This is a genomic window from Chryseobacterium sp. BGARF1 (assembly GCF_001677955.1).
GTDB lineage: Bacteria > Bacteroidota > Bacteroidia > Flavobacteriales > Weeksellaceae > Chryseobacterium.
Window position 1 is genome coordinate 1 of the sequence record NZ_LELA01000090.1, and the last position, 15466, is coordinate 15466.

15 protein-coding genes are annotated in these 15466 nt (G+C 34.1%); 5 read left to right on the forward strand and 10 right to left on the reverse strand.

All coding sequences use genetic code 11. The annotated features are described in order from the left end of the window. Positions 1-155: 155 nt before the first annotated feature. Complete coding sequence (locus tag AB671_RS16840; protein ID WP_082987340.1) at positions 156-1868, reverse strand: DUF4041 domain-containing protein; 1713 nt, start codon at positions 1866-1868, stop codon at positions 156-158. 175 nt (positions 1869-2043) lie between these two features. On the opposite strand from AB671_RS16840, the gene AB671_RS16845 reads away from it, so the two are divergent. Beyond that, entirely contained in the window at positions 2044-3210 is a 1167-nt protein-coding gene (locus tag AB671_RS16845) for an aspartyl protease family protein (protein ID WP_066679103.1), read from the forward strand. Between the two features lie 61 nt (positions 3211-3271). Here AB671_RS16845 and AB671_RS16850 read toward each other — a convergent pair whose 3' ends face one another. Next, positions 3272-4693 carry a PLP-dependent aminotransferase family protein gene (locus AB671_RS16850; protein ID WP_066679098.1) on the reverse strand — a complete coding sequence of 474 codons (1422 nt, stop codon included), beginning with the start codon at positions 4691-4693 and terminating at the stop codon, positions 3272-3274. A gap of 101 nt (positions 4694-4794) precedes the next feature. Here AB671_RS16850 and AB671_RS16855 point away from each other — a divergent pair, with 101 nt between their 5' ends. From AB671_RS16855 to AB671_RS16865, 3 genes are read left to right on the forward strand one after another with little or no spacing between them, the layout of a single operon-like run. Beyond that, positions 4795-5280 (forward strand): cupin domain-containing protein, encoded by a 486-nt coding sequence (locus AB671_RS16855; protein WP_066679097.1) that lies wholly within the window; start codon positions 4795-4797, stop codon positions 5278-5280. A 20-nt stretch (positions 5281-5300) separates the two neighbouring features. Further along, positions 5301-6200 carry a dihydrodipicolinate synthase family protein gene (locus AB671_RS16860; RefSeq protein ID WP_066679096.1) on the forward strand — a complete coding sequence of 300 codons (900 nt, stop codon included), beginning with the start codon at positions 5301-5303 and terminating at the stop codon, positions 6198-6200. A 25-nt stretch (positions 6201-6225) separates the two neighbouring features. Continuing rightward, positions 6226-6456, forward strand: coding sequence for a thioredoxin (locus tag AB671_RS16865; protein ID WP_066679095.1), 231 nt, complete (start codon positions 6226-6228; stop codon positions 6454-6456). A 45-nt stretch (positions 6457-6501) separates the two neighbouring features. On the opposite strand, the gene AB671_RS16870 is transcribed toward AB671_RS16865, so the two are convergent. The 8 genes from AB671_RS16870 to AB671_RS16905 all read right to left on the reverse strand — a co-directional run bounded on the left by AB671_RS16870 (position 6502) and on the right by AB671_RS16905 (position 14279). Next, entirely contained in the window at positions 6502-7857 is a 1356-nt protein-coding gene (locus tag AB671_RS16870; protein WP_066679094.1) for a M20/M25/M40 family metallo-hydrolase, read from the reverse strand. 26 nt (positions 7858-7883) lie between these two features. Next, positions 7884-8348, reverse strand: coding sequence for a hypothetical protein (locus AB671_RS16875; protein ID WP_066679093.1), 465 nt, complete (start codon positions 8346-8348; stop codon positions 7884-7886). A 23-nt stretch (positions 8349-8371) separates the two neighbouring features. Beyond that, entirely contained in the window at positions 8372-8929 is a 558-nt protein-coding gene (locus AB671_RS16880) for a hypothetical protein (RefSeq protein ID WP_157444234.1), read from the reverse strand. Between the two features lie 23 nt (positions 8930-8952). Next, a complete protein-coding gene (locus AB671_RS16885) occupies positions 8953-10353 on the reverse strand; it encodes a M28 family peptidase (protein ID WP_066679091.1) in 1401 nt (466 codons plus the stop codon). A gap of 52 nt (positions 10354-10405) precedes the next feature. Next, positions 10406-11650, reverse strand: coding sequence for a DUF1015 domain-containing protein (locus AB671_RS16890; protein ID WP_066679105.1), 1245 nt, complete (start codon positions 11648-11650; stop codon positions 10406-10408). A gap of 7 nt (positions 11651-11657) precedes the next feature. Further along, positions 11658-12617, reverse strand: a complete 960-nt coding sequence (locus tag AB671_RS16895) for a D-2-hydroxyacid dehydrogenase (RefSeq protein ID WP_066679089.1) — start codon at positions 12615-12617, stop codon at positions 11658-11660. Between the two features lie 117 nt (positions 12618-12734). After that, a complete protein-coding gene (serC, locus tag AB671_RS16900; RefSeq protein ID WP_066679087.1) occupies positions 12735-13799 on the reverse strand; it encodes a 3-phosphoserine/phosphohydroxythreonine transaminase in 1065 nt (354 codons plus the stop codon). Between the two features lie 129 nt (positions 13800-13928). Further along, a complete protein-coding gene (locus AB671_RS16905) occupies positions 13929-14279 on the reverse strand; it encodes a 4Fe-4S binding protein (protein ID WP_066679085.1) in 351 nt (116 codons plus the stop codon). Between the two features lie 59 nt (positions 14280-14338). Between AB671_RS16905 and AB671_RS16910 the strand changes: the two genes are divergently transcribed. Beyond that, complete coding sequence (locus AB671_RS16910) at positions 14339-15373, forward strand: acyl-CoA reductase (RefSeq protein WP_066679083.1); 1035 nt, start codon at positions 14339-14341, stop codon at positions 15371-15373. Positions 15374-15466: the final 93 nt, after the last annotated feature.

Sequence of the window (15466 nt, forward strand, 5' to 3'; positions counted from 1 at the left end):
CAAGACTATCGCAATCGACCACTCTGCCATCTCTCCTTAAACTCCGATTGTATCGTTGTTTTCAGTGGTGCAAATATAGAAAGTTTTTTTATTCCAACAAAGAAAAATTTCACATTTATTGCAAGTTTATAGCTAAGATTCAAAAAATGAATGAGTTATAAAACTTCAATTTCTTCATTTATTTCGTCATAACTAACAGGGTCAGCAATTTTTTGGTAAAGTTCCCATTCAGCTTCTAGATTTTTATTGGTTTTCATCTCTTCTTCAAGTTTTAAAGTTTCCCTGTATTGCTTAGCTTCAGCTAATAATGTCCATTTGCAACTGATTCCGATAGTTTCCAAATGATTTTTCAGATCACTTAAATTAAGCCTGAAAAACTCTTTCCGAGGATTGATTTTATTGAGTTGATTTTTAAGGAATTTCTTGTGAAGCTGTCTTTCCAAAGCAGGAGCATCATCAGAATAGATCATCGCATGCACATCAAACTCAAACGGAACGCTTGCGTCACCCAGTTCACGAACCCGGTCTAATGGCTCTAAACGCCTCGTCATCCCAATTTTATAAATATGCTCTCCAAACGAACCGATATTTGATATGACATATACGTTTCCGGTTTTGGTCTGCTGTGCCATAGAAATCGCTCTTTGATTTTTTTCTTCTGCTTGCTCTAGTTTTCCCTGTAATTCTTCCAATTTCTGTTGAAAAAGAGCTTTCTGTTCTTCATTAGCTCTAGAAACTTGAGCTTCGGCCTTTTCGATTAACCTTTTTAAAGTTTGCTCTTCTTTTTCGGCGTCTTTTATTGCTTTTTCAAATTCTTTTCTGGCTTTCTCTTCTTCACGGATCTGTTCGCGAATTTCTCTCTGCTCTTCAAGTTCAGCTGCTCTTAATTCTTGTGCTACAACCGCCCATTTCAGTTCTTCAAGTCTTGCATGGTGATAAATTTCTGAAATCCGTGCATTCCGAAAAGCTTTTCCATTAAAATTTACCAACTGAAAAGCGTCTTCTATTTTCTGCTTTAAAATACCATAATTATCTTTTTTAACGGTTGATAAAATAGAATCTACCTTTCCGTTGTAGGCATCAATGACAAAATCTACTGCAGTTTTTTGTCTTTCATTATCCATATATTCACAGATTCCGGCTTGTCGGTTGATAATCATTATTTTATTATTTTGACGGAGTTTTTTCAGGTTTTCTCCGGCGTCTTTATGACTAAAATCTTCAGCAAGCTGGTCTAGAAGGGTATAGCTTGGTACAAGATATTCATTTCCATAGCCTTTAATGACGTTTTTCATGGCCTGAATTCTATCTGCAATTTCATTAGCTTCTCTCAGACTTCTGTATGCATCTCCGCCAATGGATTCTGCTTTATTTTCGGCATTATCGATGATTCTTTTAGATTCTCTTACAGCGTTTTCATATAAAAGTTCGATTTCTCTCTGCTTCTTTTCGGTTGATTCTTTGATGGCTCTACGTGATTCTTTTGCATTTTCCTGAGCTTCAAATAATTCCTGATTGCCTTTTTCTCTCAGTTTTTCGTAGTCTTTTTGGGCTTTTTTAAGCAGATATTCACACTCAACTTTTACATCAATAATGTTTTGATACTGGCTCAGTTCTGCAATTTTATCTCTTAGTTCCCGATTGGTAATCTGAATATACGACAAGTCTTTTTTTGCAGACTGAAGATTTGTTTTTAAAGAATTATTTTCAGTCTGATACTTTAATATTTCAGATTGAAACTGATTAATAATTCTTGTTAAATCATTAATTTTAAGATCCTTATTTTTAATTTCATTTTTCAGCTTATTAGATTTAGTGTAAAAATATACAGTCAATCCAGCAAAGAATACAATGAGTAAAATTTCCATGGTTATTAGTTTTGTATTGCAATAATACACAAATGTTAGATTATTTCTTTACGGGAAACCGTATTTGAGTTTAAATTAATAGAAGCTAAAGTTTAGTTAAAGTAAAACGCATTAACCTTTTAATATTCATTCAGCCTCATTCATGATAAAACACTATTTTTGATTAAAATAAATAATGAGAAAATATATATTCTTTGTTTTACTATTTCTTACCATCATAGTTTCTGCACAAGGAAAAAGGTTTTTTGAATATGGTGAAGCTGAATTAAAAAATCCTGTTGAAAAAATTAATCTGACCTATACCAACGAATTGCCTTTCATTAAGGTAAATATCAATGGGAAGATTTATCAGTTTCTTTTTGATAGTGGCGCTCCAACTGTAATTTCTACGTCAATTTACAATGAACTGAATCTTAAGAAAAAACACCGCATTAAAGTCACGGATTCCAAAAAAAATAAGCAGGAACAAATCTTTACAGTAGTTCCGGAAATAAAAGTGGATCAAATTGCCTTTAAAAATATTGGAGCCATTGTGATGGATCTAAAAGGAATTGAGTTTGAATGTTTTAAAATTGACGGGATTATCGGAGCCAATCAAATGGCAAAACTTTTCTGGAGAATTAATTATTCAGAAAATTCAATAGAAGCAGCCAAAGATTTGGCAAACTTTTCTAAAGAAGGCTACGAAACCGTATTGTCATTTACTCCAAAACCTCAGAAAACACCTGTAATAAAAGCTAATATTTTAGATGAAAAGATAGACCTTACTTTTGATACCGGATTTACAGGTACTGTGAGAATTTCTAACAAAGAATATGATCCCAAAAATACTAAAGTGAAGTTTGTTGAAACTTACGGAACAGGTTCTGTCGGGGCTTTCGGCGCAGGAAAACCTGAAAGTTCATATTATTTTAAACCAAATGAAGTATTTTTTGATGACCAAAAATTTGAAGAAGAAATTGTTTCTACCGGATCATCAAGTCTTCTTGGAAACGAATTTCTGAAAAAGTTCAGATTTATAATGGATTGGAAGAATAATAGAATCTATTTAAATAAAATTAAAAATTATCCTTCAAAATTAGAATCTTTTGGTTTTGCTTATCGATTTATAGATTATAAAGCAAAAGTTGTGTTGCTTTTTAATGGAAGTGATACTCCTCTAAAACTTGACGATGAAATTTTGAGTATAAACAATATAAGTTTAGAAAATCTTGACCAAGAATCTGTTTGTAAATATCTGCAAGATCGTATAGAAAAAAATCGTGATTCTATCACCATTAAAGTGAAAAGAGAAGGTAAAGTTTTAGATTTTACGATCGCTAAAAAAGAATATTTGAAATAATTAAAACCTATGTTTTAAAAATGAGTCCTCAATTTGAGGGCTTTTGTTTTGTCATTTTTTGCTACAAAAACTGGCTTAAAGCAATAATGCTTTCTTCCAATTCTTTTTCTGATAGAGAGCCGTAACCCAACCTAATTCCATTGGCAGATTTATCGAAACTATAATTATCAGGCGGAATAATTTTTATGCCTTTAGATTTTAAATTTTCGGAAATTTCAAACCAATCAACCTCTTTTTTAGGGCTTATCCAGAAAGCCAAACCACCTTCAGGAATGCAATAATCTGCTTTATTTTTAAGATGTTGGTTTAATAATCCTGCAACAGAATCCCGTTTATTTTTATAATAATTCGTCGCTTTTTTGATGTGTCTTTTTACCGTTCCGTCTTTTATGAGTTGTAAAACAGCCTGTTCCATAATATTGTCACCTTGCACATCAATTATTTTTCTTAAATCTCCTATTTTTTCGATAAATGAATGATTCTTACAAACCAAATATCCGATTCTTAAAGCAGGAGCAACCACTTTACTCATCGTTCCGATGTAAACATAATTTTTAAGTTCAGTTAAACTTGATAAAGGCAAAATAGGACGATACCCAAAATGAAATTCATTATCATAATCATCTTCAATAATTGTAAAACCATATTCGTTGGAAAGTTTCATCAATTCTAAACGTCTTTTTAGGCTCAAAGTAACCGTTGTAGGATATTGCCGATGCGGAGTGATATAAATGGCCTTAATTCGTTTATTTTTCTTTAAATAATGAATAATATCTTCGATGATTAAACCGTCTTTGTCGACCTTTACAGGTAATAGTTTTGCTCCGGCATTTTCGAAAGTTTTCCAGGCTGGTTTGTATCCCGGATCTTCTATCATCACAAGATCTCCTTCTTGTAAAAGACATTGCGCCGTTAAATACATCGCCATTTGACTGCCTCTTGTAATGCAGATTTGCTCTTCATCGGTCTGCATTGCTCTTTGATGATTAAGCATTTGCGCAATTGTTTTTCTGAATTCTATGTCGCCCAATTCATCACCATAACCCATCATTTGCCATTTTGCTTTTCGGTTGAAGATCTGTCGGTACGCTCTTGCCAGTTCTTCAATCGGTGCAATTTTACTATCCGGATAACCGTCATCAAACTGAATTCTAAAATGATTTTTACCTTTCAAAACAGATGCTTCATTCGATTTTTGATCTCGACTGTTTTGATGCTGAGAAGGTAAAATATCGGCAACAAAAGTTCCTTTTCTTTCTTTAGTGATCAGCCAGCCTTCATTCAGTAAAACATTTAATGCTTCTACAACCGTGTTTCTGTTGACTTTTAAAAGCTGTGCAAGATTTCGGCTTCCTGGTAAAGCATCTCCTGCTTTCAATCTTCCGGAATGAATGTCATTCGTGATTGCATCGGCTATTTGCAGATAAATTGTTTTTTTTGAATGGCTGTTCAGTTCTATTTGAAATTTCCAATCTCGTAACATCTGGACTATTTATTTTTATAAATTCTGTATCAGTAAGATGGTCCAAATGTACAATACTTTTGTCATGCAATAATGCAATAGGATATTAAAAATTTAAAAACATGTCAGAATTAAAAACAGATCAGGAGTCTGAACAAAAACAATTTAGTTCAAAAGATTTTCATCAAACATTTGCAAGACCCACTTTTGTGAAGCCAAGTCACGTGATTCACAAAAATGTAGAAAATGAAGGGGTTCATAACCAGTTTTCTGAAGAAAGAAAGCATCCTGTTTTCTTTGTTGATCTTCCTAGTAAAAATGTGAGTATGACAATTGGCGGGCTTTTACCAGCACAAAAAACAAACCGTCACCGCCACACTTATGAAACAATTTTATATGTTTTGGAAGGAAAAGGCTGGACCCTGGTTGAAGATAAAAAAGTAGAGTGGGAAGCTGGAGACGCAGTTTATATTCCATCTTGGGCGTGGCATCAACATCAAAATTTAAGCGACACTGAACCTGCAAGATATATTGCCTGTGAAAATGCGCCACAGCTTCAAAACCTCGGAGTTGCTTTGAGAGAAGAAGAGGGAAGAGATTTCAATTGATTATTTAAAACCAAAAAATTATGAATAAAGCACCATTTAAAGGCGTAATTGCTTATCCGATAACTCCTTTTGATCAGGAAGAAAAAGTGGATATTTCTTTATTTAAAACATTGGTGGAACGATTGGTCATTTCGGGTTCACACGGAATTGCACCTTTGGGAAGCACTGGAGTTTTACCTTATCTGACTGATGAAGAAAAAGAAGCAATTACAGAAGCAACCATTCAGCAGGTTGTGGGAAGAGTTCCTGTTTTGGTTGGAGTTTCGAATCTTACGACTGAAAAAACAATTCATCATGCAAAATTTGCCGAAAATGCCGGAGCAGATGCCGTGATGATTATTCCGATGAGTTATTGGAAACTGACCGATGATGAAATTGTTGCTCACTACGATGCTGTTGCTTCAAAAATTTCGATTCCGATTATGGCATACAATAACCCTGCAACAAGTGGAGTAGATATGTCTCCTGCTTTGCTTAAACGTTTGCTGGAAATTCCGAATGTGACGATGATCAAAGAAAGTACCGGAGATATTCAGCGAATGCATTATCTGAGAAAAGAATTGGGCGAAGGGGTGGCTTTTTACAACGGTTCAAATCCTTTGGCATTGGCAGCTTTTGCAGCCGGAGCGAAAGGTTGGTGTACTGCTGCACCGAATTTAATTCCTGAATTGAATATTGAACTTTATAATGCTGTTCAAAATAATGATTTAGAAACTGCTCAAAACTTATTTTACAAACAGGTTGATCTGTTGAAATTCATTGTGGCTAAAGGTTTACCAAGAGCAGTAAGATCAGGATTAAATATTTTAGGAGAAAATGGCGGACAATTAAGAAGTCCTTTAAAACCATTAACAACATTGGAAACTTCAGAATTGAAAGAAATTCTGTCGACGATTACCAACAAAGTGTATCAATTATAATTCATTTCATTTAAAAACAAACAAAATGTCAAAAGCAATTTTTTATCATGCAGGTTGTCCCGTTTGCGTAAGTGCAGAACAGGATCTTTTACATCTAATTCCTGAAGATCAGGTAGAAGTAATTCATTTAGGCGAAGAAAAATCAAAAGTAAAAGAAGCAGAAAAAGCAGGTGTAAAATCGGTTCCGGCTTTGGTTTTACCTAACGGAAATGTTTTGCATATTAACTTTGGAGCCTCTATTGAAGATTTGAAATAATCAAAAAAACAAAACCCGAAAACAAACTGCTTTCGGGTTTTTATTTTACCAGTTTTTATCGATCATGTAGATCATTTGCGTCATAATTGTTGCTCCTAATAACAACTCGCGGCGATTAACTTTTTCAAAAGTATCTTCTTCGGTATGATGAATATCAAAATATCGCTGAGAATCGGGAACTAACTCAGCCGTAGGAATTCCCATGTCTTTTAAAGGATAAATATCTGTTCCCGAATATCTTCCGTCAAAATCATAAGCTCCGTAAGGAAGAAAAAGGGGAGACCAGCTCTTGATCTGATCGATCTTGTCATCATCCATTTCCAAAGCAATTCCTCTCGGAGAGAAACCTCCCGCATCAGATTCTAAGGCAAAAAGATGTTTTTCGTTATTCTCTTTTACCGTTTTACCGTATTGTTGACCGCCTTTCACACCGTTTTCTTCATTCGCAAAACAAACAACTCTTATCGTGTGATTATTTTTCAGGCCTAAATTTTTAAAGGTTCTCAAAACTTCAATGCTCTGTACAATCCCAGCTCCGTCGTCATGAGCTCCTTCACCAACATCCCACGAATCTAAATGTCCACCGACAACAATTACGCTTTTATCTTTATTTCCTGTAATTTCGCCAATCACAGAGTGAGAGAGCTTTTCAGCTTTCATTCCGCAGTTTGAATTGAGTTTAGCGGTAATTTTTTGTGATTTTAAAAGCAATCCCAATTCGTCTGCAGTGGTATTTCCAATGGCAACGGCAGGAATTTTCTCTGAATCTCCGTATCTCATCGCTCCGGTATGCGGTACATCATCAAATGCAGAAGAAAGCGATCTTACAATGGCAAATTTTCCACCTTTTTTAGCCGTTAAAGCAGCTGCTGTAGACCGATAAACTGCCGCATCGCTGTAGGCTTTAAAAGTCTGAACATAAGACTGACTGAAAGGATAATTAAAGAAAACAATCTTGTCTTTCACCTGTTCCGGACTCAGTTTATCGTATTCTGCTAAAGATTTTACCATGATGATTTCTCCCGAAACATCTTTTCCGCGTGTTCCTTCGGAGTTACCAAGAGAAAGCATTTTTAGAGTTTTCCATTTCCCGTTTTGAGCTTTTATTTTTAAAGATTCTTTTCCTCTTTCCCAAACCGGAATCATTACTTCCTGTAACCAGACTTTATCGGCTCCGGCTTCTTTAAGTTTTTGTTCTGCCCATTTTACCGATTTTTCATAAGCTTCAGAACCACTCAGTCGATGACCAATGTTTTTAGTTAAATCTCTAAGTTCTGTGTAAGATTTTCCTTTATTTAAAATTTCTGTTGAAATTCTGCTGAATTGTATAGAATCTTCTTTGGTCTGCCCAAATAAGTTTAAGCTTAAAAAGACAACCGCAGCTGATAAAATATTTTTCATAATTACTTTTTGTTTAGATTTTAAAATTAAAATTTCAACTCTACATCGATTTGTCTTCCTTCTTCCAATGCTTTCTTATCCATTGAAGAACCTACTGCAGCTCCGACACCTAAACCAATTGGTAATCCTATTGCCATTAATCCCATATTTTTCATCAGTAAACCAAAAAGAACTCCGATTGGTAATCCGAAAGCCGTCATTCCTACCGCTAGCCATAATTTTTTATAGTAGCTTTTGGGAACGATTTTATGCTCTTTTTCCAAGTGTTTTATGATGAGATTTTGCTTGTCTTTTAAAAATTTCAGCAAAGCTTTATCTAGTAACGTTGTTGAATTGATTTGTTCGACAATATTATTAACATACTGTACCGCTTCAGAAGGTAATTTTTTATCATTAAGTTTTTCTAAAATTTCCTGAAACTGAGAATAAAGCTCGTTAAGTTTCGGATTATTTATTTTATCGGATCCTAAGTTTAATTGATTGATTTCCATTTTAATATTAGTAATTTATTTGATTAAAAAGGTTGAGAATTGTCGACAGCTTTGGGAATTTTAAATAATAAAACTAAAGCCCAAATTTGAAGTCCAGTTTGTACAATATTAATGATTCCTACAACAGGATCGTTTTTTATATTAGAAATTATAAATGGAATTCCCAAAATGCCTAATCCGAAAAGAACAAGTAATAGATACTTAAACCATTCTATGCCTTTGCTGGTAAAATATGCCAATGTAAAACCAAAAGCTAAGACAATAATTGCAATGAAAATCTCAAGCCCACTATGTAAAGTATCATACTTCCAGATTAGATTACCAATTCCTAAAAATGCAGAAATATAAAGGAATTCAGCAGCTTTTTTATAGTTAGAATGTACGGCTGTATTTGTATTATTTTTATTAGTTTCTTTTGTTGAAAATCTTTCATTCTCTTCATCAGTAAATATTCTGCCTCTGGATTTTAAAATTTCATAGGCATATTGATTGGCTTCCGGTACGAATTTACTTTCAGGCTTGATATATTCTTCTAATTCTTGACTTGATTTTTCTTCTAAAAGCCTTTTGTTAACGCTCATAATTTTTTTGATTTTCTTAATTCTTACCAATTTTTATCGATCATAAAAACAAACTGCGTCATCGCAACTGCTCCAAGTAATAATTCTCTTTTATTGACCTTATCGAAAGTATCTTTTTCAGAATGATGATAATCGAAATAACGTTGCGTATCGACCACCATTTCTGCCAAAGGAATATCTAGTTTTTTTAAAGGTGCAATATCCTGAATCGCATAAGTCTGGTCGAAATCATAGATTCCGTAAGGTAAAAAGTAGTTTTTCCATTCGAAAATAAGCCTTCTTCTCTGAGGTGACATATCTAGAGAGAAACCTCTCGGAGAATATCCTCCAGAATCACTTCCTAAAGCCAAAATATGTTTTTCTTCTTTCTTTTTTACACTCATTGCATACGTTTCACGACCCATTCCTCCATTTTCACTGTTGGCGTAAAGTACAACTCTAATGGTGTGATTATTATCGTAACCTAAAGCTTTAAACGTTCGTAAAACTTCCATACATTGTACCACTCCGGTTCCGTCGTCATGTGCGCCTTCTGCAAAATCCCATGAATCGAGCTGGGCTCCGAGAACAATTACTTTAGAATCTTTTTTGCCAGGAATTTCTCCAATAATATTATGATTAATAGTTTCACCTTTTGATTCGGCAGACATATTAATTTTAGCTTTAACAATCGTTTTCTTTAGAAGAGCTTCAAGTTCATCTGCAGAACGAACTCCAATGGTCATTGCTGGAATTCTTATTTTATCATCTGGCTCGTAATACACCTGTTTCGCATGCGGAATATCATCTGTTGCGGTAGTTAATGATCTTATGATTAAAGCTTTTGCTCCTTTCTGACCAATAACAGATGCCGAAATAAGTTTAGATTTCGCGGCAATCATATAAGAATCTACGGTACTGATCATTGTAGGATCAATCGTATAGTTCACAAAAATAATTTTGTCTTTTACATCGGCAGTTCTCAGATTCACCAATTCCTGAACATCTTTTATCAAAAGAATATCTGCAATAAGGTCTTTTCCTTTTGTACCTTCAGAATTTCCGAAAGAAAGCATTTTTATGGTTTTCCATTCACCGCTGGACGTTTTTATTTGTAAAGACTCTTTGCCTCTGATCCAAATTGGAACTCTCACTTCCTGTTTCCATATATTTTCTGCACCGGCTTCTTTTAAATTTTTTTCAGCCCATTCTGTAGCTTTTGCGTAACCTGGCGTTGCACTGAATCTTGAACCAATTCCTTTTGTTAATTCACCAAGATTATCATACGCAGTTCCATGAAGAAAGATTTCGTCTGAGATTTTCTTAAATTCTTCATGATAGTTGAATTTAGGGATTGGTTTTGGCTTTTTTGCCGGAGTTTTTTTCTGGGAAAATAAAAATCCACTCAAAAAGAGTGGAAATATGATGAGTAAGATTTTTTTCATTTTTACTGACCGTTTTCTTTTCGGAGCATAAAAATAAATAAAAAATAGATAATTATGGCTTCATATCGTACATTAATAACGCACTCACCAGTTTAGGCTCAATAAATGTACATTTTGGAGGCATACGAAGCTTTAAATCTGATATTTTGATCATGTCATTAAAGCTTACAGGATAAATCCCGAAACCTACTTTTCCTTCGCCATTGTCAATTTTTTCTTTTAGTAAATTAATTCCTTCAATATTGGAAGTTCCTTTCACATACGTAATTTGATCTGAACTGTCGGAATCTTCAATATTCAAAATATCTTTAATGATATATTTATCTAAAAGATGATGATCTAGATTCTCCAAAGACATTTCCTGAGAACGAAGGTCGTGTTTTACGTGAAGAGAATAAAATTTTCCATCCAAATACATCGAAATGTGGAATTTCTGAGAAGGGTAGTACGGAGTTTCATTTTTCTCGTGAATAAGGAAATAGGTTTCCAGTTTTTTCAAAAATTCGTCTGCAGATAAATCTCCTATATTATTTAAAATTCTGTTGTAATCGTGAATTTTAATAGATTGATTGGAAACAATAAAACTATAGACAAAATTATACGCTTCAGTTCCGTTGTGGCGCTTATTTTTTTCTTTAAGACGCTTTGCGTGAAGCGCTGTAGAACCAATTCTGTGGTGACCATCGGCAATATAAAAAGACTCGATCTGATCGATTACTTCTTTAAATTGTTGTAATTTCAAACGGTTATCAATTCTCCAGATCTTATGTCTGATCCCAATCGTGTCAACATGATTGAAAATCGGAACATTTTTCTCTTCATGATTCATCAGCAATTCAATTTTTGAATTTGACGGATACGTCAGCAAAACGGGTTCTGCCTGAAGATTCACTTTATCAAGATAATGCGCCAGCTTTTCTTTTCTTTGAGGGATGGTACTTTCGTGCCTTTTTATTTTACCATTCCAAAAATCTTCAATGCTCGATAAGCCAAGAAGCCCTCTGAATTTTTGCTTGTTTGGATAAATCTGCTCATAAAGATAATAGGCAGAGCTATCTTGAACTAAGGTTTTATCTTCCAGAAGTTCTTCAAAAGTAGTACGGATTTTCCTTAAATTCCGGTCGACATCTTTAGATTTACTTACAACATAGGGCTTAATCATATTGATGTAAGTTTTTTCTTTTTGTGCTTTTTCAGCAATTTCAGCTTGTGTGAAATTATCTAAAGGATGAGTAGGAAACGTTGACTCATAATCTTTATGAGGTCGTATTCCACGGAAAGGTTTAAAAACTGGCATATATAATTTATAGTTTCTTTTTAATTTCAATAATCTGATGGGCAAGTTCCACACCGATTTTTTCTTGTGCATCTATAGTATTTCCTCCTAAATGCGGTGTAAGAGACAGGTTCGGATTCATCAATAAAATCAGTTCAGGTGACGGTTCGTTTTCAAAAACATCAAGAGCGGCTCCTGCCACTTTCCCAGATTCTATAAAATCAAGCAAAGTAACTTCATTGATAACACCTCCTCTTGCAGTATTGACGATATAAACGCCGTCTTTCATTTTTTCAAACTGTGGAGTATCAATGATGTACTCGTCAGTTTGTGGCGTATTGATGCTGATAAAATCTGTATCTTTTAAGAATTCTTCAGTATCATTCGTAGAAGTAATTTCAAAGTTTAATTTTTGACCGTCGAAAAAATCTAAACTTAAAACTTCTGTTCTTGGTTTTCTGGTCAGAACTTTTACTTTCATTCCTAAAGAAATTCCCATTTTCACGACTTCCTGACCGATGCTTCCGAAGCCAATCACTCCTAAAGTTTTTCCTGAAAGTTCGTAGGCTTTGCTGAAAGACTTTTTCATCGCATTAAAATGAGTATCTCCTTCCAATGGCATCAATCGGTTAGATTCATGTAAAAATCTTGCTAAAGAAAAGAAATGTGCAAAAACCAATTCTGCCACCGATTTTGATGAAGCAGTAGGAGTGTTGATTACATACAAGCCTTTTTCAATAGCATATTCAACGTCGATATTATCCATACCGATCCCGCCTCTTCCGACGATTTTAAGATTCGGACAAGCATCGATCAAATCTTGTCTAACTTTGGTAGCACTTCGCACCAAAAGAACATCTACGTTATTTTCATTAATGAAATTGATAACGTGATCCTGAGCAACTCTATTGTCGAGTAACTCAATTCCTGCTTCTTTTAAAGCGATCTCTCCAGCTTTGGAGATTCCGTCGTTAGCTAAAACTCTCATTGTTTTTTATTAATCTAATATTTTTAAAATTGATTTAAAAAATAAATAGTTGCGCAAATTAAGAAAATTTAAGAGAATGAAAAACATCTTTTAAATCTTGATTTCTTTAGTGCTGAATTATTTTATAGATTTCATTACATCTACCAAAACCTGTACGCTTTCTATTGGCAATGCGTTATACATACTTGCTCTATAACCGCCCAAACTTCTGTGCCCGTTTAAACCACTGATTCCCGCTGCTTTCCATGCTGCATCGAATTCATCTTTCTTGGTTTCATCAATTAATTTAAAAGAAACATTCATCAGAGAACGGTCTTCTTTTACACAGAAAGTTTCAAATAAAGGATTTGAATCTATTTCGTCATATAATAATTTAGCTTTAGCTTCATTTCTTTCTTCTGCTGCTGCAATTCCTCCGTTTTTTTCTAAATACTGTAAAGTCAATAAAGACGCGTAAACAGGGAAAACAGGTGGAGTATTGTACATTGATTCTTTTGCAATATGCTGAGAATAATCGAAATAAGAAGGCATGTTTTCTCTTCCTGATCTTTCAAGAATTTCTTTTTTTACAACCACTAAAGTTACTCCTGCAGGTCCCATATTTTTCTGAGCTCCGGCGTAGATTAAATCAAATTTAGAGAAATCTAATTGTCTTGAGAAAATATCAGAACTCATATCACAAACCATTAAGGTTTCCACTTCAGGGAAAGTTTTCATTTGAGTTCCGTAGATGGTATTGTTTGAAGTACAGTGGAAATAATCGTATTCTGCACCTATTTTGTAATCTTTAGGAATGAAAGAGTAGTTTTCTTCTTTAGAAGAACCTACAATATCTACACTTCCTACTTTTTTAGCCTCTTTTATAGCTCCTGCAGCCCAAGTTCCTGTATCCAGATAAGCAGCTTTTCCGCCTACTTTCATCAAATTGTAAGGCACCATTGCAAACTGAAGACTTGCACCGCCTCCCAAATACAAAACTTCATAATCATCACCAAGATTCATCAGTCTCTTTACAATCGCACGAGCTTCATCCATTACTGCAACAAAATCTTTACTTCTGTGTGAGATCTCAAGAATTGATAAACCAATCCCGTTGAAATCTAAAATAGCTTCTGCTGATTTTTCAAATACTTCCTGAGGTAAGATACATGGTCCTGCGCTGAAATTGTGCTTTTTGCTCATAATTTTACTTGTTGTTTTTGCAAATTTTACTCAAGGTAGAGAAAATTTGCGGTTTCATTATTACTATTTAGAAGAGATTTAATTTAAATATAAAATAAAACCGTCTCATAATCTATGAGACGGAAGTTTTTATTCACCGTGTAAGAAAGCTTTTTTGTTTAGCAAAGCTTCGTCAGATTCCACATGATCTTCATCCGGAACACAGCAGTCTACCGGGCAAACCGCGGCGCACTGTGGCTCCTCGTGGAACCCTTTACACTCTGTACACTTGTCTGTTACAATAAAATAAACATCGTCACTCACAGGTTCCTGTGGTGCATTTGCGTCAACTGTAAGACCTGATGGTAAGGTTACAGTTCCTGAAAGTTCAGTACCCTCGGATGCTTTCCAATCTACCGCTCCTTCATATATTGCATTGTTTGGACATTCTGGTTCGCAAGCCCCACAATTAATGCATTCATCAGTTATTTTAATAGCCATCGCTAATTTTTTTTAAATTTGCACAAAATTACAAAATATTCCCCAATTTTACAGTAATTATGAATATCGAAAGTAGAGTTTTAGGACTAAATAAATTAAGTGCTTATATAAAAGAGTTTTTAGCAAAGAATTCTGAATATTATAATGAGAATGATGTTGAATTTCAACAAGTGTTGAAAAAATCAGAAATTGAAAATCCGTGGTTTGCGGCTGATAATCAGAAATATGCTTTGAAGCAATGGTCTGAATTGCTGACTCAGGAAAATATAAATGAATGGCTGCAACACTATTCACCGTCCAAAACCACAAAAAAAGTAGGATTAATTCTTGCCGGAAACATTCCTTTGGTAGGGCTACATGATGTGATTTCTGTGATTTTAAGCAATCATATTCCTTTGATCAAGTTATCATCAAAAGACAAAACAATGCTTCCATTTTTACTGAAAAAATGGAGCGAATTTTCTGAGGAAGCCATCAATTTTAAATTTGTAGAAAGATTAGAAAATTTTGATGCTGTGATTGCCACAGGAAGCAATAATACCGCAAGATACCTGGAATATTATTTTAAGAATCATCTAAGCATCATCCGTAAAAACAGAACCTCAATCGCTGTTTTAAAAGGTGATGAAACGGAAGAAGAGTTGAAGCTTTTAGCACATGATATTTTCCAGTATTTTGGTTTGGGGTGCAGAAATGTGACCAGAATTTTTATTCCGCAGGATTTTGTAATCGACAGATTGTTTGAGAGTTTCATAGATTTTAAAGAAATTATCAATCATAACAAATATGCCAATAATTATGATTATAACAGAGCGGTTTATCTTTTGAATCAGGATAAATTCTGGGATAATAATTTTGTAATGCTGAAAGAAGATGCCCAATTATTCAGTCCGCTTTCTGTGATTAATTTTAGCAGATATTCTTCTTTAGATGAAGTAAAAGATTTTATTTCTGAAAATGAAGAAAATATTCAGTGTGTTGTGGCTAAAAATGAGCTAGGAATCAACTCTATTCAATTCGGAGAGGCACAAAACCCTGGATTGAATACCTATGCAGATAATGTAGATACCATGAAATTTTTGGAGGTCATTTAATTTATTTAACTTAAATTAGGTCGGCCAAATTAAAATCTTGTTTAAAAATGAAATTACCTTTGATTAAATTTTTTTTTATTCTGTGGTGGTGTC

What these genes read in the sequence shown, in the direction of transcription:
- AB671_RS16875 (WP_066679093.1), bottom strand. Translation starts at nt 8,348, where the DNA reads ATGGAAATCAATCAATTAAACTTAGGATCCGATAAAATAAATAATCCG.
- AB671_RS16905 (WP_066679085.1), bottom strand. Translation starts at nt 14,279, where the DNA reads ATGGCTATTAAAATAACTGATGAATGCATTAATTGTGGGGCTTGCGAA.
- AB671_RS16885 (WP_066679091.1), bottom strand. Translation starts at nt 10,353, where the DNA reads ATGAAAAAAATCTTACTCATCATATTTCCACTCTTTTTGAGTGGATTT.
- AB671_RS16850 (WP_066679098.1), bottom strand. Translation starts at nt 4,693, where the DNA reads ATGTTACGAGATTGGAAATTTCAAATAGAACTGAACAGCCATTCAAAA.
- AB671_RS16860 (WP_066679096.1), top strand. Translation starts at nt 5,301, where the DNA reads ATGAATAAAGCACCATTTAAAGGCGTAATTGCTTATCCGATAACTCCT.
- AB671_RS16895 (WP_066679089.1), bottom strand. Translation starts at nt 12,617, where the DNA reads ATGAGAGTTTTAGCTAACGACGGAATCTCCAAAGCTGGAGAGATCGCT.
- AB671_RS16880 (WP_157444234.1), bottom strand. Translation starts at nt 8,929, where the DNA reads ATGAGCGTTAACAAAAGGCTTTTAGAAGAAAAATCAAGTCAAGAATTA.
- AB671_RS16870 (WP_066679094.1), bottom strand. Translation starts at nt 7,857, where the DNA reads ATGAAAAATATTTTATCAGCTGCGGTTGTCTTTTTAAGCTTAAACTTA.
- AB671_RS16910 (WP_066679083.1), top strand. Translation starts at nt 14,339, where the DNA reads ATGAATATCGAAAGTAGAGTTTTAGGACTAAATAAATTAAGTGCTTAT.
- AB671_RS16890 (WP_066679105.1), bottom strand. Translation starts at nt 11,650, where the DNA reads ATGCCAGTTTTTAAACCTTTCCGTGGAATACGACCTCATAAAGATTAT.
- AB671_RS16840 (WP_082987340.1), bottom strand. Translation starts at nt 1,868, where the DNA reads ATGGAAATTTTACTCATTGTATTCTTTGCTGGATTGACTGTATATTTT.
- AB671_RS16855 (WP_066679097.1), top strand. Translation starts at nt 4,795, where the DNA reads ATGTCAGAATTAAAAACAGATCAGGAGTCTGAACAAAAACAATTTAGT.
- AB671_RS16865 (WP_066679095.1), top strand. Translation starts at nt 6,226, where the DNA reads ATGTCAAAAGCAATTTTTTATCATGCAGGTTGTCCCGTTTGCGTAAGT.
- AB671_RS16845 (WP_066679103.1), top strand. Translation starts at nt 2,044, where the DNA reads ATGAGAAAATATATATTCTTTGTTTTACTATTTCTTACCATCATAGTT.
- serC (WP_066679087.1), bottom strand. Translation starts at nt 13,799, where the DNA reads ATGAGCAAAAAGCACAATTTCAGCGCAGGACCATGTATCTTACCTCAG.